Source organism: Stenotrophomonas sp. GD03777 (assembly GCF_029842485.1).
GTDB lineage: Bacteria > Pseudomonadota > Gammaproteobacteria > Xanthomonadales > Xanthomonadaceae > Stenotrophomonas > Stenotrophomonas sepilia.
In genome coordinates, this window is sequence record NZ_JAOCGL010000033.1 from 12,434 (window position 1) to 35,975 (window position 23,542).

27 protein-coding genes and 1 other RNA gene are annotated in these 23,542 nt (G+C 67.1%); 13 read left to right on the forward strand and 15 right to left on the reverse strand.

The window, feature by feature from the left end; all coding sequences use genetic code 11:
• Positions 1-34: 34 nt before the first annotated feature.
• Positions 35-1,291 carry a 6-phosphofructokinase gene (locus tag N5E02_RS09470; RefSeq protein ID WP_005419049.1) on the reverse strand — a complete coding sequence of 419 codons (1,257 nt, stop codon included), beginning with the start codon at positions 1,289-1,291 and terminating at the stop codon, positions 35-37.
• A 136-nt stretch (positions 1,292-1,427) separates the two neighbouring features.
• Here N5E02_RS09470 and N5E02_RS09475 point away from each other — a divergent pair, with 136 nt between their 5' ends.
• The 3 genes from N5E02_RS09475 (at position 1,428) to N5E02_RS09485 (ending at position 4,259) form a co-directional block, all read left to right on the forward strand.
• Positions 1,428-1,991, forward strand: coding sequence for an adenylate kinase (locus tag N5E02_RS09475; RefSeq protein ID WP_005419045.1), 564 nt, complete (start codon positions 1,428-1,430; stop codon positions 1,989-1,991).
• A 328-nt stretch (positions 1,992-2,319) separates the two neighbouring features.
• Positions 2,320-3,684 carry a UDP-N-acetylmuramate:L-alanyl-gamma-D-glutamyl-meso-diaminopimelate ligase gene (mpl, locus tag N5E02_RS09480; RefSeq protein WP_005419043.1) on the forward strand — a complete coding sequence of 455 codons (1,365 nt, stop codon included), beginning with the start codon at positions 2,320-2,322 and terminating at the stop codon, positions 3,682-3,684.
• On the forward strand, positions 3,681-4,259 hold the full coding sequence (locus tag N5E02_RS09485) for an LON peptidase substrate-binding domain-containing protein (protein WP_005419042.1): 579 nt from the start codon (positions 3,681-3,683) through the stop codon (positions 4,257-4,259). The genes mpl and N5E02_RS09485 overlap by 4 nt, the downstream gene beginning before the upstream one ends.
• A gap of 128 nt (positions 4,260-4,387) precedes the next feature.
• On the opposite strand, the gene N5E02_RS09490 is transcribed toward N5E02_RS09485, so the two are convergent.
• Complete coding sequence (locus tag N5E02_RS09490; protein WP_164229909.1) at positions 4,388-6,382, reverse strand: bifunctional DedA family/phosphatase PAP2 family protein; 1,995 nt, start codon at positions 6,380-6,382, stop codon at positions 4,388-4,390.
• An 85-nt stretch (positions 6,383-6,467) separates the two neighbouring features.
• Here N5E02_RS09490 and N5E02_RS09495 point away from each other — a divergent pair, with 85 nt between their 5' ends.
• Both N5E02_RS09495 and N5E02_RS09500 read left to right on the forward strand, forming a co-directional pair.
• Positions 6,468-7,130, forward strand: coding sequence for a serine/threonine-protein kinase (locus N5E02_RS09495; protein WP_065178361.1), 663 nt, complete (start codon positions 6,468-6,470; stop codon positions 7,128-7,130).
• Positions 7,127-7,633 carry a DUF2867 domain-containing protein gene (locus tag N5E02_RS09500; protein WP_065178362.1) on the forward strand — a complete coding sequence of 169 codons (507 nt, stop codon included), beginning with the start codon at positions 7,127-7,129 and terminating at the stop codon, positions 7,631-7,633. Before N5E02_RS09495 ends, N5E02_RS09500 begins: the two co-directional genes overlap by 4 nt.
• 55 nt (positions 7,634-7,688) lie before the next feature.
• On the opposite strand, the gene N5E02_RS09505 is transcribed toward N5E02_RS09500, so the two are convergent.
• Positions 7,689-8,372 carry a hypothetical protein gene (locus tag N5E02_RS09505; protein ID WP_065185339.1) on the reverse strand — a complete coding sequence of 228 codons (684 nt, stop codon included), beginning with the start codon at positions 8,370-8,372 and terminating at the stop codon, positions 7,689-7,691.
• Between the two features lie 108 nt (positions 8,373-8,480).
• On the opposite strand from N5E02_RS09505, the gene N5E02_RS09510 reads away from it, so the two are divergent.
• The 3 genes from N5E02_RS09510 (at position 8,481) to N5E02_RS09520 (ending at position 11,495) form a co-directional block, all read left to right on the forward strand.
• A complete protein-coding gene (locus N5E02_RS09510; protein ID WP_139727615.1) occupies positions 8,481-9,299 on the forward strand; it encodes an NAD(P)-dependent oxidoreductase in 819 nt (272 codons plus the stop codon).
• A gap of 93 nt (positions 9,300-9,392) precedes the next feature.
• Positions 9,393-10,385 carry a YiiG family protein gene (locus N5E02_RS09515; RefSeq protein WP_065185338.1) on the forward strand — a complete coding sequence of 331 codons (993 nt, stop codon included), beginning with the start codon at positions 9,393-9,395 and terminating at the stop codon, positions 10,383-10,385.
• 159 nt (positions 10,386-10,544) lie between these two features.
• Positions 10,545-11,495 (forward strand): YiiG family protein, encoded by a 951-nt coding sequence (locus tag N5E02_RS09520; protein ID WP_065185337.1) that lies wholly within the window; start codon positions 10,545-10,547, stop codon positions 11,493-11,495.
• A gap of 61 nt (positions 11,496-11,556) precedes the next feature.
• On the opposite strand, the gene N5E02_RS09525 is transcribed toward N5E02_RS09520, so the two are convergent.
• Positions 11,557-12,429: an ion transporter gene (locus tag N5E02_RS09525; protein ID WP_065185336.1), complete on the reverse strand. Its 873-nt coding sequence runs from the start codon at positions 12,427-12,429 to the stop codon at positions 11,557-11,559.
• A gap of 63 nt (positions 12,430-12,492) precedes the next feature.
• Between N5E02_RS09525 and N5E02_RS09530 the strand changes: the two genes are divergently transcribed.
• Positions 12,493-13,719 (forward strand): acetylornithine transaminase, encoded by a 1,227-nt coding sequence (locus tag N5E02_RS09530; RefSeq protein ID WP_053497478.1) that lies wholly within the window; start codon positions 12,493-12,495, stop codon positions 13,717-13,719.
• A 53-nt stretch (positions 13,720-13,772) separates the two neighbouring features.
• On the opposite strand, the gene N5E02_RS09535 is transcribed toward N5E02_RS09530, so the two are convergent.
• Positions 13,773-14,375, reverse strand: coding sequence for an HAD-IA family hydrolase (locus tag N5E02_RS09535; protein ID WP_005419017.1), 603 nt, complete (start codon positions 14,373-14,375; stop codon positions 13,773-13,775).
• Positions 14,376-14,498: 123 nt separating this feature from the next.
• On the opposite strand from N5E02_RS09535, the gene azu reads away from it, so the two are divergent.
• Positions 14,499-14,948 carry an azurin gene (azu, locus tag N5E02_RS09540; protein ID WP_139727611.1) on the forward strand — a complete coding sequence of 150 codons (450 nt, stop codon included), beginning with the start codon at positions 14,499-14,501 and terminating at the stop codon, positions 14,946-14,948.
• 101 nt (positions 14,949-15,049) lie between these two features.
• Here the strand turns inward: azu and hemL are convergent, their stop codons facing one another.
• Both hemL and thiE read right to left on the reverse strand, forming a co-directional pair.
• Complete coding sequence (gene hemL, locus N5E02_RS09545; RefSeq protein WP_065178366.1) at positions 15,050-16,339, reverse strand: glutamate-1-semialdehyde 2,1-aminomutase; 1,290 nt, start codon at positions 16,337-16,339, stop codon at positions 15,050-15,052.
• A 16-nt stretch (positions 16,340-16,355) separates the two neighbouring features.
• Entirely contained in the window at positions 16,356-16,982 is a 627-nt protein-coding gene (thiE, locus tag N5E02_RS09550; protein WP_164229907.1) for a thiamine phosphate synthase, read from the reverse strand.
• Between the two features lie 34 nt (positions 16,983-17,016).
• Between thiE and N5E02_RS09555 the strand changes: the two genes are divergently transcribed.
• A complete protein-coding gene (locus N5E02_RS09555) occupies positions 17,017-17,244 on the forward strand; it encodes a rubredoxin (RefSeq protein WP_080375060.1) in 228 nt (75 codons plus the stop codon).
• A 37-nt stretch (positions 17,245-17,281) separates the two neighbouring features.
• On the opposite strand, the gene N5E02_RS09560 is transcribed toward N5E02_RS09555, so the two are convergent.
• From N5E02_RS09560 to N5E02_RS09595, 8 genes are all read right to left on the reverse strand, one after another.
• Positions 17,282-18,127: a SirB1 family protein gene (locus N5E02_RS09560; RefSeq protein ID WP_005419007.1), complete on the reverse strand. Its 846-nt coding sequence runs from the start codon at positions 18,125-18,127 to the stop codon at positions 17,282-17,284.
• Positions 18,128-18,262: 135 nt separating this feature from the next.
• On the reverse strand, positions 18,263-18,709 hold the full coding sequence (locus N5E02_RS09565) for a DUF192 domain-containing protein (protein ID WP_005419005.1): 447 nt from the start codon (positions 18,707-18,709) through the stop codon (positions 18,263-18,265).
• 21 nt (positions 18,710-18,730) lie between these two features.
• On the reverse strand, positions 18,731-19,378 hold the full coding sequence (rpiA, locus tag N5E02_RS09570; RefSeq protein WP_005419003.1) for a ribose-5-phosphate isomerase RpiA: 648 nt from the start codon (positions 19,376-19,378) through the stop codon (positions 18,731-18,733).
• A gap of 23 nt (positions 19,379-19,401) precedes the next feature.
• A complete protein-coding gene (locus N5E02_RS09575; protein ID WP_005419001.1) occupies positions 19,402-19,881 on the reverse strand; it encodes an EVE domain-containing protein in 480 nt (159 codons plus the stop codon).
• Positions 19,878-20,471: a 5-formyltetrahydrofolate cyclo-ligase gene (locus N5E02_RS09580; RefSeq protein WP_111200510.1), complete on the reverse strand. Its 594-nt coding sequence runs from the start codon at positions 20,469-20,471 to the stop codon at positions 19,878-19,880. Before N5E02_RS09580 ends, N5E02_RS09575 begins: the two co-directional genes overlap by 4 nt.
• A gap of 83 nt (positions 20,472-20,554) precedes the next feature.
• A non-coding RNA gene (gene ssrS / locus N5E02_RS09585) (6S RNA) lies at positions 20,555-20,740 on the reverse strand.
• Between the two features lie 153 nt (positions 20,741-20,893).
• Positions 20,894-21,190, reverse strand: a complete 297-nt coding sequence (locus N5E02_RS09590; protein ID WP_005410899.1) for a cell division protein ZapA — start codon at positions 21,188-21,190, stop codon at positions 20,894-20,896.
• Entirely contained in the window at positions 21,187-21,408 is a 222-nt protein-coding gene (locus N5E02_RS09595; protein ID WP_005418996.1) for a TIGR02449 family protein, read from the reverse strand. Before N5E02_RS09595 ends, N5E02_RS09590 begins: the two co-directional genes overlap by 4 nt.
• A 154-nt stretch (positions 21,409-21,562) precedes the next feature.
• Between N5E02_RS09595 and N5E02_RS09600 the strand changes: the two genes are divergently transcribed.
• Both N5E02_RS09600 and N5E02_RS09605 read left to right on the forward strand, forming a co-directional pair.
• Positions 21,563-22,111: a UPF0149 family protein gene (locus N5E02_RS09600; protein ID WP_005418994.1), complete on the forward strand. Its 549-nt coding sequence runs from the start codon at positions 21,563-21,565 to the stop codon at positions 22,109-22,111.
• Positions 22,112-22,116: 5 nt separating this feature from the next.
• Complete coding sequence (locus tag N5E02_RS09605; protein ID WP_088123875.1) at positions 22,117-23,439, forward strand: aminopeptidase P N-terminal domain-containing protein; 1,323 nt, start codon at positions 22,117-22,119, stop codon at positions 23,437-23,439.
• Positions 23,440-23,542 lie beyond the last annotated feature (103 nt).

Genomic DNA, 23,542 nt, shown 5'->3' on the forward strand with positions numbered 1-23,542 from the left:
ATGCGACTTAATCCCCTCCGTTCCCTTTTTCAGGTCAGCCTTCGAAGGCCGGCAGTTTCTGCTTCACCGCTACGTTCTTCAGGGTGACGTACTTCGGCAGGCCATCGGTGCCATAGGGAAGCGGTGCTTCGCCCTTGATCAATGGTGACAGGTAGGCGCGCGCCCTGGCCGTGATGCCGAAGCCATCGCGGCGGATGAAACCAGCCGGCATCTTCTTCTCGTGGTTGGCGATCTTCGACAGCGGCGCCGCTTCGATCTTCCAGCGATAGGGCGCATCGCTGCTGCGCACGATCACCGGCATCACGCCATTCTGGCCCTTCAGTGCCAGCTGCACCGCGGCCTTGCCCACCGCCTGCGCCTGCTCCCAGTCGGTCCTGCTGGCCAGGTGGCGGGCCGAGCGCTGCAGGTAATCGGGCAGTGCCCAGTGCACCTTCAGGCCCAGCTGATCCTTGACCCGGCCGGCCAGGTGCGCCGCCACGCCGCCGAGCTGCGAATGACCGAACGAGTCCTTGCCACCGCCGGCATCGGCAACGAAGCGGCCATCGGCGGTTGCAATGCCTTCCGACGCCACCACCACGCAGTAGCCGACGCGCTCGACCACGGCTTTCACCTTGGCCAGGAACGTGGCCTCGTCGTAGGCGCGCTCGGGCAGCAGGATGATGTGCGGCGCTTCGTCATCACCGTTGCCGGCCAGGCCGGCGGCGGCGGCCAGCCAGCCGGCGTGGCGGCCCATCGCTTCGTAGATGAAGACACGGGTGGACGTTTCGGCCATCGCCGCCACGTCCAGTGCTGCTTCGCGCACCGAGACCGCGGTGTACTTGGCCGCTGACCCGAAGCCGGGGCAGGTATCGGTAACGGCAAGGTCGTTGTCGATGGTCTTGGGCACGCCGATACAGGTCAGGTCGTAGCCGGAGGCCTTGGCCAGCTGCGAGACCTTCAGTGCGGTGTCGGCCGAGTCGTTGCCGCCGTTGTAGAGGAACCAGCGCACGTCGTGGGCCTGTAGCACCTCCAGCAGGCGGTCATAGCGGGCGCGGTCGGCATCCAGCGATTTCAGCTTGACCCGGCACGATCCGAAGGCGCCGCCCGGGGTATGGGCGAGGGCGCGGATCGCGGCGGCACTCTCCCTGCTGGTGTCGATCAGCTCCTCGCGCAGCGCGCCGAGGATGCCGTTGCGGGCCGCCAGGACCTTGATGCCCTTGGCCCGGGCCTGCTCGATCACCGCTGCCGCCGTGGCATTGATGACGGCGGTGACACCGCCGGACTGGGCATAAAGGAGAGTACCGTTGCGCATGCTTCTACCTGCTCGGGGGAGGGGACATTGCAGGGACATTACCCGGATGCGGTAAAGTGGCGCTATTGCGGTGCAGCGATACCGGACCGTCCGGGACGCGAACCTTCTTTGTTTTCAACACGTTGGAGTCAGGTCAATGCGATTGGTTCTGTTGGGACCGCCCGGTTCGGGCAAGGGGACACAGGCGACGCGCCTGAAGGAAAAGCTGGGGATCGCCCACATTTCGACCGGTGACATGCTGCGCGCGGAAATCGCCGCCGGCACGGAGCTGGGCAAGCAGGCCAAGACGGTGATGGATGCCGGCAACCTGGTGTCGGACGACATCCTGCTGGGCATGCTGGAGTCGCGCCTGACCCAGGCTGATGTCGCCAAGGGCTTCATCCTCGATGGCTACCCGCGCAATGTGGCCCAGGCCAATGCGATGGATGGCCTGCTGGCCAAGATCGGCCAGCCGCTGGACGCGGTGGTGCAGCTGGATGTGCCCACCGAGCTGTTGGTGGACCGCATCGCCGGCCGCGCCAAGGAGCAGGGCCGCGCCGATGACAACCCGGAAGCGGTGCGCCAGCGCCTGCAGGTCTACAACGACCAGACCGCCCCGGTGGTCGATTTCTACGCCGGCCGTGGCACCCTGGCCCGCGTCGATGGCGTCGGTGAGCTGGACGAGATCGAAGCCCGCATCCTGGCAGCGATCAAGGCCTGATCCGGCGGGGCCGGCATGCGTCCGGTCCTTCGGGCGCAAAAAACACAGGCCTGGTCCGCGAGGATCAGGCCTGTGTCGTTTGATAGGCGCCAGCGAAGGGCTTGCTCAGGGCCCCGCAGCATGAGCTCCCTTGGGGATGGCCTCTTGGGGAGTAGGACCGGTTCGGGTACTGCGGCTGGCAGTTCGAATTGTGTCCGGGTTCACAGAACATCGCTATCGGGAATTCCCTGACAGCTGATTGGAGTTTTCTCACATCCCGTGTAGGGGTTGTCTTACCCGATAGCGGACATTGGCCCTATACAGCCGTCATCGGTCACAATCCTCGGTCATGAGCAGCGTACATATCCTTGCAATTGCCGGCACCTTCATGGGCGGCGTGGCCGCCCTGGCGCGGGAACTTGGGCATTCCGTCAGCGGCAGCGACCAGGCCATCTACCCGCCGATGTCGACCCAGCTCGAACAGCTGGGCATCACACTGGACCAGGGCTACCGTGCCGACAGCGTGCCGGCCGGTACCGACGAGGTGGTGATCGGCAACGCGCTGTCGCGCGGCAATGCCGCCGTGGAAGCCGTGCTCGATGCCGGCCAGCGCTATATCTCCGGCGCGCAGTGGCTGTCCGAGCAGGTGCTGCCGGGCCGCGACACGCTGGCCGTGGCCGGTACCCATGGCAAGACCACCACCACCACCATCCTCACCTGGCTGCTGGAAAGTGCAGGGCGCTCGCCGGGCTTCCTGATCGGCGGTGTCGCCGAGGATTTCGGTGTCTCCGCCCGCCTGGGCCAGGGGCGCGAGTTCGTGGTCGAAGCCGATGAGTACGACACGGCCTTCTTCGACAAGCGCAGCAAGTTCGTGCACTACCGGCCGCTGGTGGCCATCCTCAACAACCTTGAGTACGACCACGCCGACATCTTCCCGGACGTGGCCGCGATCCAGCGCCAGTTCCACCATCTGGTGCGTACCGTACCCGCACGTGGGCGGCTGATCGTCAACGGCGAGGATCAGTACCTTGCCGAAGTGCTGGCGATGGGCTGCTGGACCCCGGTCGAGCGCTTTGGATTCGATCCGTCGCTGGAATGGCATGCCGAGCTGCTGGCCGCTGATGGCAGCGCCTTCCGCGTGCACCATCGTGGGCAGGCGCTGGGTGATGTGCAGTGGTCGCTGCTGGGCCGCCACAACGTGCTCAATGGATTGGCCGCGCTGGCCGCCGCGCATGCAGTGGGCGTGGCACCTGCCCAGGTTATTCCGGCGCTGGCACGCTTCCGCAGCGTCAAGCGCCGCATGGAAGTGATCGGCAGCCATGACGGCATCACCGTCTACGACGATTTCGCCCACCATCCGACTGCGATCGCCACCACACTGGAGGGCCTGCGTTCCAAGGTGGGTGATGCGCGCATCGTGGTCGCGATGGAGCCGCGCAGCAACTCGATGCGGCTGGGCGCACATGCGCAGGCGCTGGCTCCCTCGCTGGCGCTGGCCGATGAAGTGGTGTTCCTGCATCGCCCGGAACTGGCCTGGGATGCTGCGGCGGTGATCGCCGCGGTGCGTGGCGAAGCCCACGCGGTGCCCGATACCGACGCATTGCTGGCGCAGCTGCAGGCCAGCGCGCGCAGCGGCGACCACGTGGTATTCATGTCCAACGGTGGCTTCGACGGTGCCCCGCGCCGCTTCCTCGCCGCGCTGCAGGCCCGATGAGCGGCGACGGCTCGCTGCCGCTGTTCCCGCTGCACACCGCGCTGGTACCGGGTGCAGCGGTAGGCCTGCGCGTGTTCGAGCGGCGCTATCTGGACCTGGTCCGCGACAGCGGCCGCAGTGGTGAGGGATTTGGCGTCTGCCTGATCCTCGAGGGCGAGGAGGTCGGCGCACCGGCGACACCGGCCGCCTTTGGCGTGCAGGTACGCATCGAAGACTTCGATGTCGGCGCCGACGGCGTGCTGCAGCTGCGCCTGCGCGGTACCCGTCGCTTCCATGTCGAGCGCACCCGCGTGCGCGACAACGGCCTGGTGGTGGCTGACGTGCGCTGGTGCGAGGAAGACCCCGATGACGAACTGCGGCCGCAGCATGCACTGCTGGCCACGGTGCTGGGGCACATCATCGAGCAGGCCGGCGAGGCCTATGCGCCGGCCAATCCGGCGCTGCTGGACCAGGCCAGCTGGGTCGGCTGGCGGCTGGCCGAGCTGCTGCCGCTGAGCGAGCAGCAGCGCCTTCAGCTGCTGCAGATGGACGATCCGCACCAGCGGTTGCAGCAGCTGCTGGGCTGGATGCCGTAGCCGGTAAAAGCCAACCAAGGTTGGCCACTACCAGAGCGCAGCGGAACCGGTAGATGCCAACCTTGGTTGGCAGTCTTCACCCGAAGCGCCAACCTAGGTTGGCGACTACCAGAGAAGCACCGGCTCGATCACGGCGTGGTCTTCAACCGCAGCACCGGCAACCCGGTTTCGCTGTGCACGTCCTCGCGCTGCGGCAGGTCCTGCACGGCGTCCTTTACGGCATTCAATGCCGGGTCGACGCCACGCAGCGGGTGCCACATGCCGATCCACTCGAAATGGCGTTCGTAGCGCAGGGTCTGTGCACTGCCCAGCCACAGCGGCGTGTTGCCCGGCTGCAACTGCGCAGGGGCCGGCCACAGGCGCAGTACGTAGCGCTCATCACGGTGTGTACCCGGGCGTACCATCAACAGCGCTTCCACGCGGGTTTCCAGCGTCGCCGGCAGCACCGGCAGTTCATCGGCGCCGGTGTTCTTGTCCAGCATCAGCAGCGCCTGCTGCCAGCCAGCCTGCTCCTGCCGCTTCCAGCCGCGCGCTTCCAGTTGCGCCTGCAGCGGTGCCAGCGGACCGGCCACCTGTACGTCCAGCGGCCAGCGCTGGTCGTCATCGAACTCGTTGCGGCGCGCCGGCAGTGTCGCCCAGTCGTGCTGCCACCAGGCCTGCGTGTCCATTGCCTGCGGGGCCGGCAAGGTCGGCTCGAAGCGTTCCAGCTTCACCGGGATGTTGCGCGGTGCGTACCACATCGCGGCGACGGCGAAGACGCCGTAGAACAGCCATGCCACCGGCTTCACCCAGAACGAGCGGTTGAAGCGGCGGCGGTAGGCGATGCCCAGCACCAGCAGCCAGAAGGTGCCGAACAGCATGCCGCCGATCACATCGCTCAGCCAATGCGCGCCCAGGTACAGGCGCGAGAAACCGATCAGGCTGACCACGATGCCCGACACCAGGTACGGCCAGACGCGGGTACGGCCGGGCATCTCGCGGGCGATCAGCACCGCGAAGAAGCCGAAGGTGATGGTGGCCATCGTCACCGACACCGACGGGAAGCCGAAGCCGCTGCTGGCGTCGACCGGGCGCACAACATCGACGGTAGCGCCGAGCAGCATGGTCAGCGCCAGGCCGAAGGCCAGCGCGGCCAGCCAGTGCGCGGCCGCCATCCAGCGCCGGCGCCAGACCAGGTAGCCCATCGCCGCCGCAGTGGCCGGCAGCAGCACCTGCCAGGCGCCCAGCGACGCCAGCGCGGCCATCGGGTAATCGGCCAGCGGGTTGCGCAGGGCCAGCATTGCCTGGTGTACCAGCAGGTCGATCGCCAGTGGCTCGCCATGCGCGACCACCACGGTCAGCAGCGCGAACCAGCCCCAGCCCAGCACCAGCAGCATCAGCGCCAGCATCGCCAGCGGCACCGACTCGCGCCGCTTCGGATCCAGCACGCCGACGGTGTAGCGGCCCAGCGTCGGATGGCGGTTGGACCAGTCGAGCAGGCGTGCCAGCCAGTTGTCCATGCGCGCGGCCGACCAGCGGTAGCCGTACAGCACGAGGGCCCAGACCAGGCCAAGGATCACCGCCAGCAGGCCGACCACCACCACCAGCCGACCGGCTACTGCGGCCACCGCGTCATAGGCCTCGCCAAGAATCCAGCCGGGGGCCAGGAACAGCACCGCCCATGAAATGCTGGCGATACCACTGGCCTGTACATAGCGGCTGGCTGGCATCTTCATCATGCCCGCGATGGCCGGCACGAACGGCCGGATCGCGCCGACGTAGCGTGCCACCAGAATGCTCTTGAACGCGTTGCGGCGGAACAGGTTTTCGCCGCGGTCGAGCAGCTGCGGGTAACGGCTGAACGGCCACACGCCACGCAGGCGGTCGCCCCAGCGGCGCCCGATCCAGTAACTGATGCCATCGCCGGCGAATGCGCCCAGTGCGGCCGCCGCCACCGCGTAAGGTCCGGAGATCTGGCCCAGGCCGATGAACACGCCCACCGCAAACAGCAGCGGCAGCGCCGGCACGATGGCGCCGAGAATGATCACCGCATCGCAGAAGGCGATGAGGAAGATAACGGCACCCGCCAGCACGGGGTGAGCGGCAATCCACGCAAGCGTGGCGTCGATCCATGAAGAGTCCATTGCCCGATTATAGGGGCGTGAAGGTGACTGGTTCCCAGCCGCTTGGTGACCGTTTGCAACCGGCGCCATCGCCTAGAATGGGCCCATGCCGCATACGCCAGACACGCCACCACATGCTTTGAAGGCCGACAGCTTCGGTCGCATCCTCCGTGTGGAGGGGCCTGCCGGCCCCTTCGTACGCCGTGACCTGGGCGCCACGCCGCTGTGGTTGCGCCTGCCGGCCTGGTGGCTGGCCCGCCGCGAAGCGCGCGCGCTGCGCCATATCCATGGCATGGCCGACGTGCCGCAGCTGCTGGCGTGGAATGGGCATCATCTCGACCGCAGTTTCATGGCCGGCGACGCCATGTACCAGCGCCCACCGCGTGGCGACCTGGCCTGGTTCCGCGCCGCGCGTCGGCTGCTGCAGCAGCTGCATCGGCGCGGCGTGGCCCACAACGACCTGGCCAAGGAAGCCAACTGGCTGGTGACCGAAGACGGCCGCCCGGCATTGATCGACTTCCAGCTGGCAGTGATCGGCAACCCGCGCTCGCGCTGGATGCGCCTGCTGGCCCGCGAGGACCTGCGCCACCTGCTCAAGCACAAGCGCATGTACTGCCGTGGGTCGCTCACCCCAGTGGAAAAGCGCGTGCTCAAGCGCACCTCGTGGGTGCGCGAACTGTGGTTCGCCACGGGCAAGCCGGTCTACCGCTTCGTTACCCGTCGCATCCTGCATTGGGAAGACAACGAGGGGCAGGGGCCCAAGCCGTGAGTCCACTGCAGGTAGTGACCGGCCCACCGAGTGCGGGCAGCGTCCTGCGCCCACAGCTGGCCGGTGCCGACTTCGTGCACGCCTGCCAGGCAACAACCCATCGTGATGGGCGCTCGGCCTTGCAGGCCTATCGCGATATGGCCGCGACCATTCCCGGCTGGTTCGATGGGCTGATGGCGCTGCGCAATCGCGGCATGCGCCTGCTCGGCATGAAGCACCTGGGCTCGTTGCGCGCGGTGCAGGATGTTGCGGATCCTCAACCCGGGCAGCGACTGGGCATCTTCACCCTGCAGTCGCTCAGTGACGATGCCATCGTGCTGGAAGACGACGACCGCCACCTGCGTGTGCAGCTGGCCCTGCAGTGGCAGGGCGACGTACTGGAAGTGGCGACCGTGGTGCATACGCACAACGCGTTCGGGCGCGTATACATGCTGCCGGTTGCGCCGGTGCATCAGCTGATCGTGCCGCATCTGCTGAGGAAGCAGGCGCAGGCGTACCGGTAGATCCACGCGATGCGTGGATGCGCCCGCTGACGGCCTTGATGTAGTGCCGGCGACCTTACGGCGTTGCCGGCACTACCTGCTGGCCGATGAAGTTGCGCTTGGCGTCGAAGTCGTAGGCGATCTGCAGCTGGCCTACATCCGGGCAGGCGTGGCAGTCACGCAGCGGCGTGCGGTACAGCAGGCGGATGCCGCCGTTCTCCAGCGGCGTGGCCCCGCCCGACTGCGCCGGTGCGAACGGCGTGGCCTGCGGGTGGTCCTTCAGCAGGGCCTGCACGGCGGGGTCGGCACGCAGGGTGTCGTCCAGCTGCACGGCATCCACATCGATGCGCTTGCCGGTGGCGTCGACCAGGCGGGTGCCCTCGTTGGTGTTGGCGCGGAACGGATACTCGACCGTGGCAATGCCCAGGCCTTCGTTCTCGTGCCAGGCCGTCACGTAGGCCAGCTCGCCGCCGGTGGACAACTGTTCGGCGGCAGCAATGGCATCGGCGCTTGCGCCACCAGCGCGCATCGCATCGCGCAGGCACTCACGCGTGGCTGAATTCCCGCCCTGGCGGCAGGCGTTGAGGTCGCCATCCCACACCACTGCCTCGCTCCAGCGCAGCTTGCCGTCTGCGGCGGCTTTCTCCGCGCTGGGCGTGTCACCGGCCGACGGTTCCTTGCCGGGTTCCGGCGAACGGCCCTGGCAGGCGGTCAGCAGGGCAAGCCCCAGGGCAGGCAGCAACAGGCGGGAACGGCGCATGGCGTGGACCTCGTGCGTTGACTGGAGGCGCCAGTATCGTCAAGGCCGGGTGAACTCCACGTCGGCGCGGCATACTAGCGGCTCATTGCATACGCTGGAGTGTGGAACGTGGGCAGTCTGCAGGGCAAAACGCTTTTCATCACGGGTGCCTCGCGTGGCATCGGCCTGGCCATCGCACTGCGCGCTGCGCGTGACGGGGCGAACGTGGCCATTGCGGCCAAGTCGGCGGTGCCGAACCCGAAGCTGCCAGGTACCATCCACAGCGCGGCCGAGGCCGTTACCGCCGCCGGTGGCCAAGGGCTGGCGCTGAAGTGCGATATCCGCGAGGAAGAGCAGGTGCAGGCCGCGGTTGCGGCCACGGTCGACACCTTTGGGGGCATCGACATCCTGATCAACAACGCCAGCGCGATCTGGCTGCGTGGCACGCTGGATACGCCGATGAAACGCTTCGACCTGATGCAGCAGGTCAATTCGCGTGGCAGCTTCCTGTGTGCGCAGGCCTGCCTGCCGTACCTGCTGCAGGCGCCGACCCCGCACATCCTGACCCTGGCACCGCCGCCGAGCCTGGAACCGAAGTGGTGGGGCGCGCATACCGGCTACACGCTGGCGAAGATGGGCATGAGCTTCGTCACGCTCGGCCTGGCCGCGGAATTCGGCCCGCAGGGTGTGGCGGTGAACGCGCTGTGGCCGCGCACGGTGATCGCCACCGATGCGATCAACATGATCCCTGGCGTGGATGCGGCCGGCTGCCGCACGCCGCAGATCATGGCTGATGCCGCGCATGCGGTGCTGGTGCGCGAAGCGGCGGGCTTCCATGGCCAGTTCCTGATCGACGATGACGTGCTGGCGCAGGCGGGTATCACCGATCTTTCGGGCTACGCAGTGGATCCATCGCGTCCGTTGCTGCCGGATCTGTTCCTGGATTGATCGCGCGTCGCCGGAAGAGGCCGAGGGCTGCGACCTTCGGCCTGCTGCGCTAGAATGCGCGGCTGTAATCGTTTTCAACAGGGATGTGAGCACATGTCACGCACTCTTTCGGTCGCGGCGCTGGTCGCTTCGCTGTCGTTGATCCTCGTCGCCTGCGGTGGCAAGGCACCCGCCGCTGCGGGCGGCGCCGCTGCCTCCGGCACGCCGGACGCCAGCGCGGCGCCGTCCGACCCGCAGCAGCAGTTGACCGCCAAGCTCAACGCCTACATCGGCTGCTTCAACGCGCTTGATTCGAAGACCCACGGCAGCATCGAGTCCTATACGCGCTGGATCAAGGATGTCGCCGCCGGCCCGACCGGTCGCGAGACACAGGTGTACGGTCCGTTCGAGATCAGCGATTACGACATGAAGCAGTGCGATGCCCCCGTGACCGAGGCGATGGCTGCCAAGCCAGTGCTGGCCGAACTCGATGCTGCTGCTGGCCACTACCAGCAGGCGCTGAAGGCACTGGTGCCGATCAGCAAGGACGCGCACGACTACTACGATCGCCAGGACTACGAAGACGACCAGTTCGCCAAGGGCAAGCAGCTGCACGCGCCCCTGATGGTCGCCTTCAAGGATTTCGTGGCTGCCAGCGAAACGTTCAATGCCGAGCTGGAGCGCCAGAACGACGCCGCCCAGCGCGAGCAGCTCAAGGCACTGGAGCAGGCCGAGGGTCGCACGCGCGAGTACTACCGCCTGGCGATGATGCTGGAAGCCAAGGCCATCATGGATCTGATGAGCGAGGATGATTTCGATCAGGCCAAGGCCAGCGAGCGTCTGGATGCGTTCAACCGCATTTCCGACGAAGCGCATGCGAAGGTGGCTGACCAGGAGCCGGGCAAGCTGGACTGGAACAGCTTCGAGCGCGAAGCCGAGAACTTCCGTCGGGAAGGCAAGGAGCGGCTGCACCGGGTCAGCAGCAAGACGCCCTACAGCGATTTCGAACGGCGTATGCTGGATTCGCCCTCGATGGCGCCGCGCGGCTCTGCCAGCAAGCTGATGCAGGAATACAACTCGCTGGTTTTCCAGAGCAACCGCCAGTAATCGCAGCGTCCATCGTGTCATTTGTGTCGCAATCGAACAGGTCGATTGCGACGCATCGCATCGCACACTTCCGAACGGCAGGGCCTTTGCGAGGCCGCCGATGCGGGTGCTTGCGTCATGCGCGAGGATATCTACCGCCTCTTTCTGCAAGGAATCGATTTGAACGCTTCTGTACGCCTGCTTCCCCTTCTTCTGCTCGGCACGCTGGTCGGTACGGCCGGTTGCGACAAAGTGCCGGGGCCGGCGGCGGCCGATCCCGGCCTGGAGAAGGTCAACGCCTACATCGAGTGCTACAACGGCGTTGAACAACCCATCCACGAAGGCTTCCAGACCTACACCGGCTGGATGAAGGATCCCGAAGCCGGTCCGACCGGCAAGGAAACGCAGCCGCGCTCACCGGGCAAGGTGCTGTCGCACCGCGTGGAGTACTGCGGCCAGGCGCTGACCGATGCGCTGGCAAAGAACCCGTCTACCGCGCTGGATGCACCGGCGCGTGACTACCAGCAGGCCTTCCAGTCGCTGTACGCGCTGATCGAACGCGCCGACGGCTACTTCACCCGTGAGGACTATCGCCGCGATGGTGGTGAAGGCCTGCGCAGCCAGCACGCGCCGTTGATGCAGGCCTATGCCGGGTTCTTCAAGGCCAGCGAGGCACTGGATGCGGCACTGGAGAAGAACGAGAACGATCGTCGCGCGGCACAGCTGAAGCAGATCGAGGAGAGCGAAGGCCGTTCGCTGGCCTACTACCATCTGCGCCTGCTGGGCGATGGCAAGCAGCTGGCCATGGCCTTCCAGGGCGACGCACCGGATCTGGCGGCGTTGCGCGTACAGCTGGCCGATTACCAGGCGCTGGTGACGGAAATCCAGAACTCCGGGGTGGGCAAGGACGACCCGATGTGGGGCCACGTGCAGCGTTCAGCGGACAAGCTGGTACGCACCGCCGGGCGCGGCGTGGAGCGTCTGCAGCAGGGCAAGCCGATCACCGCCGAAGGGCTGGCTGCCGAGCGCAAGGCCTCCGGCAGCTGGGACACCTCGGCGCCGGAAGGTGCGCAATCCACTCTGCTGGACGCCTACAACGATCTGGTCTCCACCAGCAACCGCCTGCGATGAGCAGCGCGCGCATCCATGCATAAGCGCCAAGGGTAGTGCCGGCCGCTGGCCGGCATGCGCCTCAATGGTTGAACGGATCCGGTAGCTGACCGCCGCACTTGCGGCAATACCGTGCATCCGGCTCGTGGCCTTCCAGCCCACACTCCGGGCAGCCACGCGCATCGCGGCGCGCGGCCTGCTCGGCTTCACGCATGGTGCTGGCCAGTTCGGCGGTGTAGATGCCGGTGGGCACGGCGATGATGCTGTAGCCGATCAGGATCAGCACCGAGGTGACGAAGCGGCCGAGCACGGTCTGCGGCACGATATCGCCGAAGCCGACCGTGGCCATGGTCACCACCGCCCAGTACATGCTGGCCGGGATGTTGGTGAAACCGTGGTCGGGGCCCTCGATCACGTACATCAGCGCACCGGCGATGATGGTGATGGTGATCACCGTGAACAGGAACACCAGCACCTTGCGCCGGCTGCGCCACAGCGACGTCATCAGGACGCCGCTTTCCTCGATGTAGCGGGTCAGCTTCAGGATGCGGAACACCCGCAGGATGCGCAGCGCGCGCACCACCAGCAGGCTCTGCGCGCCGGGGATGAACATCGACAGGTAGGCGGGCAGGATCGACAGCAGGTCGATGATGCCCCAGATGCTCACTGCATACCGCAGCGGGCGCTTGACCACCGCCAGCCGCAGCAGGTACTCGGCGGTGAAGATGATCGTGAATCCCCATTCCAGGATGTACAGGCCGGTGGACCATTCGGCATGCAGGTGCTGCACGCTGTCGATCATCACCACCAGGATGCTGGCGACGATCGCCACCACCAGGATCAGGTCGAAATTGCGCGAAGGGCGGGTGTCATGGCGGTAGATGATGTCGAACCACCGACGGCGCCAGCCGGTCTCGGTGGCGGGGTTGAGCTGGGGGGCGGAAAACGGTCGCATGGGCGCATTGTGCCGCAGGGGTTCCGGCGCGAGAATGGGCGTTCCTGAACCCCGCCGACTGCCATGACCGCCGCGACCGATCCGCTGATCTCCCTTTCGCACTATTACCTGCCGGTCTACAAGCCCCGCCAGGTGGTACTGGAGCGAGGCCAGGGCGCCCGCGTATGGGACAGCCAGGGCCGTGAGTTCATCGACCTGGCTGCCGGCATCGCCGTGTGCGGCCTGGGCCACAACGATCCGGACCTGGTGGCCGCGCTGGTCGAGCAGGCCGGCAAGCTCTGGCACACCAGCAACGTGTTCTACAGCGCACCGCCGCTGCACCTGGCCGAGGAACTGGTGAAGGCCAGTCGCTTCGCCGAGCGGGTGTTCCTGTGCAACTCCGGCGCCGAAGCCAACGAAGTGGCGATCAAGATGGTCCGCAAGTGGGCCTCCAGCCAGGGCCGCCCGGCCGACAAGCGCGTCATCATCACCTTCCGTGGCAGCTTCCACGGCCGCACGATGGGCGCGGTGACCGCTACCGCCCAGCCGAAGTACCAGGAAGGCTACGAGCCGCTGCCTGGCGGCTTCCGCTACATCGATTTCAACGATGAGGTGCAGCTGGAAACCGCGATGGCCGCCGGCGACGTGGCGGCGGTGATGCTGGAGCCGATCCAGGGCGAGGGCGGCGTGATGCCGGCCAAGTCCGGTTTCCTCAAGCGCGTGCGTGAACTGTGCGACCAGCACAACGCACTGCTGGTGCTGGACGAGATCCAGGCCGGCATGGGCCGTACCGGCACGCTGTTCGCGCACTGGCAGGATGATGTGGTGCCGGACATGGTCACCCTGGCCAAGGCACTCGGTGGCGGCTTCCCGATCGGCGCGATGCTGGCCGGCCCGAAGGTGGCCGAGACCATGCAGTTCGGCGCGCACGGCACCACCTTCGGCGGCAACCCGCTGGCCGCTGCGGTGGCCCGCGTGGCACTGCGCAAGCTGGCCTCGGCGGAGATCGCCGCCAATGTCAGCCGCCAGTCGAAGGCGCTGCGCGATGGCTTTGCCCGCATCAACGACGAGTTCGGTGTGTTCAGCGACGTGCGTGGCCGCGGCCTGATGCTGGGCGCGGTGCTGGGCAAGGACTTTGCCGGCCAGGCCGGGGCGATCCTCGACCATGCCGCCGAGCACGGCCTGCTGACCCTGCAGGCCGGCCCGGACGTGTTGCGCTTCGTGCCGTCGCTGAACATCACCGACGAAGAAGTGGCCGAAGGCCTCAAGCGCCTGCGCGCAGCGATTGCTGCGTTCATCGCCGCGCGCTGAGGCCCCGGCGCTGGGGTCGGATCCCTCTCCTGCGGAGAGGGCTCTGACCCCGATCAGCCCACCGCGTAACGCTTCAACACCTTGCCCAATCCACGGCCATCGCGCACGGTTTCCGCGTGCAGGCCGGCGGCGCGTGCGCCGCGCACATTGGCGAACAGGTCATCGACGAACAGCGTGCGCGAAGGCGCCACGCCGAGGGCCTCAAGCGTGCGCAGGAAGACCTCCGGTGCGGGTTTGCGCAGGCCGAAATCGGCGCTGCAGAACACGCGTCCCTGCAGCGCAGGGAACAGTTCCGGCAGCAGGATGGGCAGCGCCTGCACCATCAGCGCGCCATTGTTGGTCAGTACCGCCAGTGGCAGCTGCAGGACCTGCAGCCGCTGCAGCACCGCGTGCTGCGGATGGCTGGCCGCCTGGCGTGCGGCGATCCAGCTGGGTACATCGACGGTCCTGCCCAGGCACTCCCCCAGCCGCGCCAGATAGGCCGGACCCTGCAGCGTGCCGTTGTCATGCGCCGCTTCCAGTCCGCTGTCGAACAGCGCCGCCTGCACTGCGGCAGGGGTAACATCCAGTACCTGCGCCAGGTGCAGCACGCGCTGCGCGCGCTGGTACTGCACCAGCACGCCATCCACATCCAGCAGCAACAGGTCGATCCGCATCGGTCGAGCATGCCATTGCAGTGAGTGCGCGGGAAACCCTGGAGTGGGCATGCGACAGACGGTCGCAGACGCGGCCGCAGGGGCCTGCCTAGAATGGCGCTTGAATCCGCAGGAGAGGCAACGATGAAGGCTTGGTGGGTGGCAGTGGGACTGGGCGCGCTGATGCTGGCGCCGTCGGCGATGGCGCGGGTGTGTGCAGTGAACATCGACAGCACCGACCAGATGAGCTTCAGCACTCGCGAGATCAAGCTTGCCGCCGACTGCACTGCCGTGGACCTGACCCTGCGCCACACCGGCAAGCTGGCCGCTACCGCGATGGGCCATAACTGGGTGCTGACCCGCACTGCCGATTACCAGCCGGTGGCACTGGCAGGCATGCGCATGACACTGGCCGACAGCTACCTGCCGAAGGCTGACAAGCGCGTGCTGGCGCACACCAAAGTAATTGGTGGTGGCGAGATCACGCGCGTGCGCTTTTCCACCCAAGGCCTGCAGAAGGGCGGCGACTACACCTTCTTCTGCTCGTTCCCCGGCCACTTCGCGATGATGAAGGGCAAGTTCGTCTTCGGTTGAAAAAAGGGGACGGAGGGGATTGAGTCGTTTGTGCATAAACGACTCAATCCCCTCCGTCCCCTTTTTGTGCCAACCAAGGTTGGCACCTACCAGAGGGTGTCTCAGCCCTTGGCGGCCTTGAATGCTACGCGTGCGGCGGCGAGGGTGGCCTCGATCACGGCATCGTCGTGCGCGCTGGACAGGAAACCGGCCTCGTACGCCGACGGCGCCAGGAACACGCCCTGCTCCAGCATCGCGTGGAAGAAGCGGTTGAACGCTGGGATGTCACAGGCGGTGGCCTGCGCATAGGTCTCCACCTTCTCATCGGTGAAGAACAGCCCGAACATCGCGCCCACGCGGGTGGTGGTCACCGCCACGCCGGCTTCGGCGGCGGCCGCTTCCAGGCCGGCGCACAGGCGTGCGGTGCGCTCGGCCAGGTCGGCGTGGAAGCCCGGCTGCTGGATCAGCTCCAGCATCGCCAGGCCAGCGGCCATCGCCACCGGGTTGCCGCTCAGCGTGCCGGCCTGGTAGATCGGGCCGGCCGGGGCGATCTGCTGCATGAGCTCGCGGCGACCGCCGTAGGCGCCCACCGGCATGCCGCCGCCGATGATCTTGCCGAAGGTGGTCAGGTCCGGGGTGATGCCGTAGTGCCCCTGCGCACCGCCGAGGGCAACGCGGAAGCCGGTCATCACTTCGTCGAAGATCAGCAGCGCGCCGTGTTTCGTGCACAGTTCGCGCAGGTGCTGCAGGTAGCCCTCGCGCGGCGGGATGCAGTTGGCGTTGCCGACCACCGGTTCGATGATCAGGCCGGCGATGTCATCGCCCTGCTGCTCGAACAGCGCAGTGGCCGCTTCGAAGTCGTTGTAGGGCAGGGTCAGGGTCAGTTCGCTCAGCCCGGCCGGGACGCCCGGCGAGGTCGGCACGCCCAGGGTCAACATGCCGCTGCCGGCCTTGACCAGGAACGAGTCGCCGTGGCCGTGGTAGCAGCCTTCGAACTTGACGATGCGGTTGCGGCCGGTGGCGCCACGCGCCAGCCGGATCGCCGACAGGGTGGCCTCGGTGCCGGAGTTGACCATGCGCACCATCTCGCACGACGGCACCAGGCGGGTGATGGTCTCGGCCATGGTGACTTCGGCCGCGCATGGCGCGCCGAACGACAGGCCGTTGTCGATCGCCTTCTTCACCGCCTGGCGTACCGCCGGATGGTTGTGGCCGACGATCATCGGGCCCCAGGAGCCGACGTAGTCGATGTAGCGGTTGCCATCGACGTCGTACAGGTAGGCACCGTCGGCGCGTTCAACGAAGAACGGCTCGCCGCCGACCGACTTGAACGCGCGCACCGGCGAATTGACGCCGCCCGGCAACAGCTGCTGGGCGCGGGAGAACAGGGCGTGGGACTGGTCGTGGTTCATGGGGCTTTCCTGGGCATTACGCGAACTGGGCGAGGTAGGCGCGCTGGGTCGCGACCGGGTCTTCGGCGGCGAACACGCTGCTGACCACGGCGACCAGATCGGCGCCGGCGTCGATGATGGGACCGACATTGTCCGGCGTCAGGCCACCGATCGCCACCCGCGGCACGCCCAGTGCGGCGCTTTGCCGCAGCAGGTCGGTATGGGCGCGGCTGGTGGTGATCTTGGTGGTGGTCGGGAAGTACGCGCCGAAGGCCACGTAGCTGGCGCCGGCGGCCACGGCCCTCTCGGCATTGGCCAGCTGGTCATAGCAGGAGGCGCCGATGATGGCCTCGGGGCCGAGCAGGGCGCGCGCGCTGGGGATGTCGCCGTCGGTGCCGCCCAGGTGCACGCCCGCCGCGCCCACGGCCTTGGCCAGCGCCGGGTCGTCGTTGACGATCAGCGGTACGCCGTGGTCTGCGCACAGTGCCTGCAGCGCGGTGGCCTGCTCCCGCCGCAGCGCGTCGCTTGCGGTCTTGTTGCGGTACTGCAGCCAGGTGGCGCCCGCGGCCAGCAGCGGCGCGGTACGGGCCAGCAGGCGTGCGGTATCGGGCTCGTCCGGGGTGATCAGGTAGACGCCGCGGGGCGCCGGGGAAGCAGAAGTCATCGATGGCTACCGGTGAGTGGACCGCGATGGGACAATGGCGGCCCGTGAATCCAGTCCTGATTATCCGATGAGCGATGCCACCCCCACCACCTTGCGCACCTGGATGTGCGTGGTCTGCGGCTTCCTGTACAGCGAAGCAGAAGGCTTGCCGGAGGAAGGCATCGCGCCAGGGACGCGCTGGGAGGACATTCCCGAGACCTGGACCTGCCCGGATTGCGGGGTGACCAAGGCCGATTTCGAGATGGTCGAGGTCGATGGATGAAGGCAGGCGTGGACTGTCGGTCCACACACCGACTCCCTCAATGCAGCCGCGGCATCGGCCCGCCGAGGTCGATCAGCTTCTCGCGCAGCCACTGCGCGTCGCTGGCTTCCGGGTTGCGCTTCAGGTACTGGCCCAGATCGTGGCGGGCACCGGCCAGGTACTCCAGCTGCAGGTAGGCCAGGCCGCGGTCGCGCAGCGCATCGTCCTGCTCCGGGGCCAGCTTCAGCAGGCGGTCGGCACTGCGCGCGGCGCGGTCCCACTCGCCGGCTTCGGCATACACGCCGTGCAGGTTGCGCAGCATGCGCATCAGGATCGCGCGCGCGGGCGCCGGGTCGAGGATCTGCGCCAGCACCTGGTCGTCGGGCATCTGCCCGCCCAGGTGTGACTTGGCCCGCTCGCGCAGTTCGTCCACGTCCAGCGGCCGGCCGCCGTTGAACGGGTCCATCACCAGCACGCCGTCGTCCACCGGCAGGCGCACCAGGAAGTGGCCGGGGAAGGACACGCCATCGAGCGGAATACCCAGCCGGCGCGCGACTTCCATCTGCACCAGCGCCAGCGAGATCGGGTTGCCCAGGCGGCGCTCGAATACCTGGTTGAGGTAGCTGTTGCGCGGGTCGTAGTACTCGTCGTGGTCGCCGCTGTAGCCCAGCTCGTCGAACAGGTGGCGGTTGATCGCCGCCATCTTCAGCGGGCTGTTGTCGATGCTCTCCACTTCCGAGCGGAGGTGCTCGACATGGCTCTGGATCAGCGCGTCGTAGGTGGACGGCTGCAGATCGGGGTATTCATCGCGCGCGATCAGCAGCGCGGTCGGCAACAGTGGCAGCGCCTCGTCTTCGAGGTCGGCCAAGGCATCCCAGTCGGGGAGTGTGATCCGGTCCTGCATGGCCACAGACTGGCGTCATTCGCAGGCGGTTTCAAGCGGTGTCGCGTGAAAAATTCAGGGGTCAGATCCCTTTCGCTTGCGAAAGGGATCTGACCCCGGTCGGGTTGGATTGCCGGCCAGCGGCCGGCACTACCGTTATTTTTCGATGCCCGGACCGAATTTCAGCTCCGTGCCGTCCTTGAGCTGCAGCTTCTCGGCCTGGCCGGCGTTGAGTTCCAGCACATAACGCGCCGGGCCGCCGCTGGGATAGGGCGGGCACATGTCGCCGGCCGAGCACGGCGGTACGTCGCGCTGCTGGCTGACCAGCTTGCGCTGGCTGTCGAAGTAAAGGATGTCCAGCGCGATCTTGGTGTTCTTCATCCAGTACGCCTGCATTTCCTCGCGGTCGTGGATGAACAGCATGCCGTGGTCGGCCGCCATCTGGTCGCGGAACATCAGCCCGCGCGCGCGGGTTTCATCGTTGGTGGCCAGCTCGACCTGGTAGCGGGCGCCGTCCAGCTCGACCCAATGGCGGGCCGCGTCGGTGGCGCAGCCGGCCAGGGCCAGCAGCGGAAGCATCAGCAGCGAACGCAACAGCGACATTGTCAGGATCCTTGGGAAGGGTCAGAGCACGACCGGCGGCTCGCCACCGACGATCACCACATCGGCGCGACGGCGCGCGAACAGGCCGACGCAGACCACGCCCGGCAACTGGTTGAGCTCGCGCTCCAGCTTTTCCGGATCGGTGATCTGCAGGTTGTGGATGTCCAGGATCTGGTTGCCGTTGTCGGTGACCACGCCCTCGCGCCAGGTCGGCTGGCCGCCGGTCATGTCGCGGATCTGGCGGGCGACCAGGCTGCGCGCCATCGGGATCACTTCCACCGGCAGCGGGAACTTGCCCAGCACCGGCACCTGCTTGCTCGGGTCGACGATGCAGATGAAGCGCTCGCTGGCCTCGGCAATGATCTTCTCGCGGGTCAGTGCGGCGCCGCCGCCCTTGATCAGGCACTTGTTCGGGTCGCACTCGTCGGCGCCATCGACGTACAGCGACAGGTTGCCACTGTGGTTCAGCTCGATCACCTCGATGCCGTGCTGCTTCAGGCGTGCGGTGCTCTGCTCGGAGCTGGACACGGCGCCCTTGATGCGGTGCTGGATGCGGGCCAGGGCATCGATGAAATAGGCCACGGTGGAACCGGTGCCGACACCGACGATCATGCCGTCTTCGACGTACTCGATGGCTTTCTCGGCGGCCAGGCGCTTGGCTTCGGACATGGGAAGAACTCTCAGGCGGGGAATCAGGATTTCTTTTCCAGCGACAGCAGCAGCTTCCACTGCGCGGCGGTCACCGGGAACACCGACAGGCGATTGCCCTTGGCAACCAGCGGGAAGCCCTCGCCGAGCTCGTCAGCGTGCAGCTTGATCTCGTCCAGCGCGATCACCTGCTTGAGCTTGCGGTCGAAGGCCACGTCCACCAGCATCCAGCGCGGGTTTTCGCGCGTGCTCTTGGGGTCGTGGTAGTCGGATTTCGGGTCGAACTGGGTGTCGTCCGGGTAGGCTGGGCTGGCGACGGTGGCCAGGCCGACGATGCCGGGCACCTTGGTGTTGGAGTGGTAGAACAGGATGCCGTCGCCCACCTGCATGCCATCGCGCATGAAATTGCGCGCCTGGTAGTTGCGCACCCCGTTCCAGGGTTCGACCTTGACCTTTGCCAGGTCATCGATGGAGAAGGCGTCCGGTTCGGACTTCATCAGCCAGTAGCGCTTGCGGGCGGTCATGCGTTCACGGGGGCAGCGGAGGGGAACAGGGTGCCGTCTTCGGTGCAGATCGCATCCACCGGCACGTCCCACGACGCCACCGGCAAGGACTCGACCTGCTGCACCGCGAACGCAGCACCGACCAGCCAGGGCGGCGCCGGCCGGTCGTGGCGGAAGGCGAAGCTGCGATCATACCAGCCGCCCCCCATGCCCAGCCGGCGGCACTGTGCGTCGAAACCCACCAATGGGGTCACGACCAGCGCCATCCGTTCCGGTTCCAGGGTGTCTTCCACGGCCACGTCCGGCTCGGGGATGCCATAGCGGTTGCTGGTCAGCGGATGCCCGGGCCGCCATGGTGCGAAGCGCAGCACGTCGCCGGCCAGCACCGGCAGGCAGTAGGTGAGTCCTTCGGGCAGCTGCAGCTGCCAGCGGTGCAGGGCGATTTCGCCATCCAGCGCCCAGTAGCCGGCCACGGCGCCTTCGCGCGGGGCGAACGGCAGGGCGAGCAGGGCATCGGCAAGCGATTCGGCGGCGGCGATGCGCTCACCAGCGTTAAGGTCACGGCGGCGTTGCCGCAGGTCGTGGCGCAGGGCCTGGCGCGGGTCGGTCATGGCAGCGAGCGGCAAGGATCAGCCATCATTGTGCCGGAAAGAACAAGGGCGACGCCCGAAGACGCCGCCCTTGCTGGAATATTGCATTCTCCGCAATGTCGATGCATGCGAAACGACCTTGAACCCGGGGGCTCAAGTGGGAACGCTGGAGAACCATCGGGCTTCCCGCTACAAGGCGGACCTGCACTCCCGGCGCTGTCGCGCTCCCGGTGTCGTTCTTAAGGGACAAGGCGAATGTTTGCACATGCCGTCGAGTACCGCAGAGAACGCGTGGCCATTATAGCCAGCACGCAGGATCTGGATAGGCCGTTCGTCGGCAACAGTCCGTGCCAATTCAGACAAGCAAAAAGGGGACGGAGGGAATTAAGGCGTTTCCAGCACGGAAGGGGCGAATGCGCCTTAATTCCCTCCGTCCCCTTTTTCTATGGGGTGCCGTCGATGGCGCGGTCCAGGCGCCGGTTCAGGTCGGCCAGCGTCTGCTGCAGCGCCACGGCCTGGCGGGCGTTCTCGTCGCGCAGCAGCTGCAGTTCGTGGGCCAGGTTCAGCGCGGCCAGCACGGCGACGCGGTCGACGGCGGCCATGCGGTTGCTGCCGCGGATCTCGCGCATGCGCGCATCGAGCAGGCGCGCAGCAGCCATCAGGCTGTCGCGTTCGTCGCCGCCAACGCCCACGGTGTATTCACGATCGAGGATGCGGACACTGACCGGTTCGGCGCTCATGTGTGCTGCTCCAGGGATTTGAGCCGGCTGATCATCGCTTCCACCCGCGAGCGCGCCTGTTCGTTCTTGGCCAGCAGCGTCGAGCGCTCGGCCACCAGCTGTTCCTGCTGGTGGCGCAGGCTGCGGTTCTCCTCGGCCAGGCGCTGGTTGCGTTCAAGCAACGCGTCCACGCGGGCGGCAAAGTCCTGCAGCTGGGCAAGGGGATCGGCGGGTTCCATGCGGGCACGATAGGCAAGCCGGGTGAGGGCGGTCAAGCGCTGTCGCAGCAAGGCCGGACGGCCACGAGAGGATGACGCAGGGTTGCTACACTACAGGGTCTCACGGGCGCGCGCGTGCGCACCCCGGGTTTCCTTATTCCGAACGAGCCGCACGATGACCGAACTTCCCTCCGTCGACGACGTTACCCGCGCCAGCCAGGCGCTGGGCCTGGGCGCTACCGCTGCCGAGCTGCACGGAGCGCTGTGCGGCTGGCTGGCCGCCGGCGGCGCCCCCGGCAACGATTGGCCGGCGCGCGTGCTGGCCGACGACACCCTGCCACCGGTGGCCGCCGACAGCGTGCTGGGGCAGCTGCTGCAGGCCACCATCAAGCAGCTGGAAGACCGCGACTTCGCCTTCGAACTGCTGCTCGCCGACAGCGACGACGTGTCCGCGCAGGCCGATGCCATGTTCAGCTGGACCCGCTCGTTCCTGGGCGGCTTCGGCCTGGGCAGCGGCGGCCGCCGCCCGGCCCTGTCCGAAGAGGGCGAAGAAGCGCTGACCGACATGGCCAGCCTGGCGCGTGCGTCCAGTGAGGATTTCGAGGCCGGCGGCGATGACGACGACGAAGCCCTGTCGGAGATCGAGGAATTCATCCGCGTGGCGGTGCTGCTGCTGCACGGCGACGTGGTGCTGGCCGCGCGCCATCGGCAGCGCCTGAACTGATGGATATCAAGCAGCGCACCGGCATCGCGGCCGGCGAATACAAGCGTCGCCGCCGCCAGCTGATGGACATGGCTGGCGAGGATGCGATCCTGGTACTGCCGGCCGCAGCCGAGAAGGTGCGCAGCCTCGATACCCATTATCCGTTCCGCCAGGATTCGGATTTCCAGTACCTGACCGGCTTCCCGGAACCGGAAGCGGTGCTGGTGCTGATTCCGGGCCGCCGCCATGGCGAGGCCATCCTGTTCTGCCGCGAGCGCGATGCCGAGCGCGAGGCATGGGACGGCAGCCGCGCCGGCCAGGAAGGCGCGGTAGCGCAGTACGGGATGGACGATGCCTACCCGATCGATGATCTGGACGACATCCTGCCGGGCCTGTTGGAAGGGCGCTCGCGCGTCTACTACCACTTCGGCCGCGACGCCGACTTCGATCTGAAGCTGATCGGCTGGGTCAACCGCGTGCGTTCGCAGGTACGCCACGGTGCGCAGCCGCCCCATGAGTTCCTGGAGCTGGGCCACCTGCTGCACGAGCAGCGCCTGTTCAAATCCGGCGCCGAAGTGGCACTGATGCACCACGCCGCACAGATCAGCGTGCGTGCGCATCTGGCGGCGATGAAGGCCGCCAGGGCCGGCATCCACGAGTATGAACTGCAGGCCGAGCTGGAACGCGTGTTCCGCGCCAGCGATGCGGTGCCTGCGTATTGCAGCATCGTCGGTGCCGGCCGCAACGGCTGCATCCTGCATTACCGCGACAACAACGCGCGGTCGCGCGATGGCGAGCTGGTGCTGATCGATGCCGGTGCCGAGTACCGCGGCTACGCCAGCGACATCACCCGCACCTTCCCGGTGAACGGCCGCTTCAGTGCCGAGCAGCGCGCGCTGCACGACCTGGTCGGTGAAGCGCAGGCGGCGGCGCTGGCCCAGGCCAAGCCGGGCGTGCCCTACGAGGCCGGCCATCTGGCCGCAGTGCAGACCTTGACCGAGGGCCTGCTGCGCCTGGGCCTGCTGAAGGGCACGCTGGAAAAGAATCTGTCCGAAGGCCTGTACCAGCGCTTCTACCGGCACAAGACCGGCCACTGGATCGGATTGGACGTGCACGATGTGGGCGATTACCGCCTCGCCGGTGATTCACGTCTGCTGGAGCCTGGCATGGCGTTCACCATCGAGCCGGGGCTGTACATCGGCGTGGACGACACGACGGTGGAACCGCGTTGGCGCGGTATCGGCATCCGCACTGAAGACGATGTGCTGATCACCGATGACGGTCATCGCGTGCTGACCGAAGGCCTGGCGCGCAGCGCCGATGAGATCGAAGCGGTGATGGCGGGGTAGGGTGTTTTTCTGCAGGGCTTGCGGCCCTGCACCCGCTGCAAGCCGAAGCAACGGCAACGGCCGAAGCAAGAGCGGCATTGCGTGGGATGGCGGGGCGGTGTGG

Excerpts from the sequence above, each read along its gene's own strand:
- N5E02_RS09470 (WP_005419049.1), bottom strand. The coding sequence starts at position 1,291 with ATGCGCAACGGTACTCTCCTTTATGCCCAGTCCGGCGGTGTCACCGCC.
- N5E02_RS09475 (WP_005419045.1), top strand. The coding sequence starts at position 1,428 with ATGCGATTGGTTCTGTTGGGACCGCCCGGTTCGGGCAAGGGGACACAG.
- mpl (WP_005419043.1), top strand. The coding sequence starts at position 2,320 with ATGAGCAGCGTACATATCCTTGCAATTGCCGGCACCTTCATGGGCGGC.
- N5E02_RS09485 (WP_005419042.1), top strand. The coding sequence starts at position 3,681 with ATGAGCGGCGACGGCTCGCTGCCGCTGTTCCCGCTGCACACCGCGCTG.
- N5E02_RS09490 (WP_164229909.1), bottom strand. The coding sequence starts at position 6,382 with ATGGACTCTTCATGGATCGACGCCACGCTTGCGTGGATTGCCGCTCAC.
- N5E02_RS09495 (WP_065178361.1), top strand. The coding sequence starts at position 6,468 with ATGCCGCATACGCCAGACACGCCACCACATGCTTTGAAGGCCGACAGC.
- N5E02_RS09505 (WP_065185339.1), bottom strand. The coding sequence starts at position 8,372 with ATGCGCCGTTCCCGCCTGTTGCTGCCTGCCCTGGGGCTTGCCCTGCTG.
- N5E02_RS09515 (WP_065185338.1), top strand. The coding sequence starts at position 9,393 with ATGTCACGCACTCTTTCGGTCGCGGCGCTGGTCGCTTCGCTGTCGTTG.
- N5E02_RS09525 (WP_065185336.1), bottom strand. The coding sequence starts at position 12,429 with ATGCGACCGTTTTCCGCCCCCCAGCTCAACCCCGCCACCGAGACCGGC.
- N5E02_RS09530 (WP_053497478.1), top strand. The coding sequence starts at position 12,493 with ATGACCGCCGCGACCGATCCGCTGATCTCCCTTTCGCACTATTACCTG.
- N5E02_RS09535 (WP_005419017.1), bottom strand. The coding sequence starts at position 14,375 with ATGCGGATCGACCTGTTGCTGCTGGATGTGGATGGCGTGCTGGTGCAG.
- azu (WP_139727611.1), top strand. The coding sequence starts at position 14,499 with ATGAAGGCTTGGTGGGTGGCAGTGGGACTGGGCGCGCTGATGCTGGCG.
- hemL (WP_065178366.1), bottom strand. The coding sequence starts at position 16,339 with ATGAACCACGACCAGTCCCACGCCCTGTTCTCCCGCGCCCAGCAGCTG.
- thiE (WP_164229907.1), bottom strand. The coding sequence starts at position 16,982 with ATGACTTCTGCTTCCCCGGCGCCCCGCGGCGTCTACCTGATCACCCCG.
- N5E02_RS09555 (WP_080375060.1), top strand. The coding sequence starts at position 17,017 with ATGGCGGCCCGTGAATCCAGTCCTGATTATCCGATGAGCGATGCCACC.
- N5E02_RS09560 (WP_005419007.1), bottom strand. The coding sequence starts at position 18,127 with ATGCAGGACCGGATCACACTCCCCGACTGGGATGCCTTGGCCGACCTC.
- N5E02_RS09565 (WP_005419005.1), bottom strand. The coding sequence starts at position 18,709 with ATGTCGCTGTTGCGTTCGCTGCTGATGCTTCCGCTGCTGGCCCTGGCC.
- rpiA (WP_005419003.1), bottom strand. The coding sequence starts at position 19,378 with ATGTCCGAAGCCAAGCGCCTGGCCGCCGAGAAAGCCATCGAGTACGTC.
- N5E02_RS09575 (WP_005419001.1), bottom strand. The coding sequence starts at position 19,881 with ATGACCGCCCGCAAGCGCTACTGGCTGATGAAGTCCGAACCGGACGCC.
- N5E02_RS09580 (WP_111200510.1), bottom strand. The coding sequence starts at position 20,471 with ATGACCGACCCGCGCCAGGCCCTGCGCCACGACCTGCGGCAACGCCGC.
- N5E02_RS09590 (WP_005410899.1), bottom strand. The coding sequence starts at position 21,190 with ATGAGCGCCGAACCGGTCAGTGTCCGCATCCTCGATCGTGAATACACC.
- N5E02_RS09595 (WP_005418996.1), bottom strand. The coding sequence starts at position 21,408 with ATGGAACCCGCCGATCCCCTTGCCCAGCTGCAGGACTTTGCCGCCCGC.
- N5E02_RS09600 (WP_005418994.1), top strand. The coding sequence starts at position 21,563 with ATGACCGAACTTCCCTCCGTCGACGACGTTACCCGCGCCAGCCAGGCG.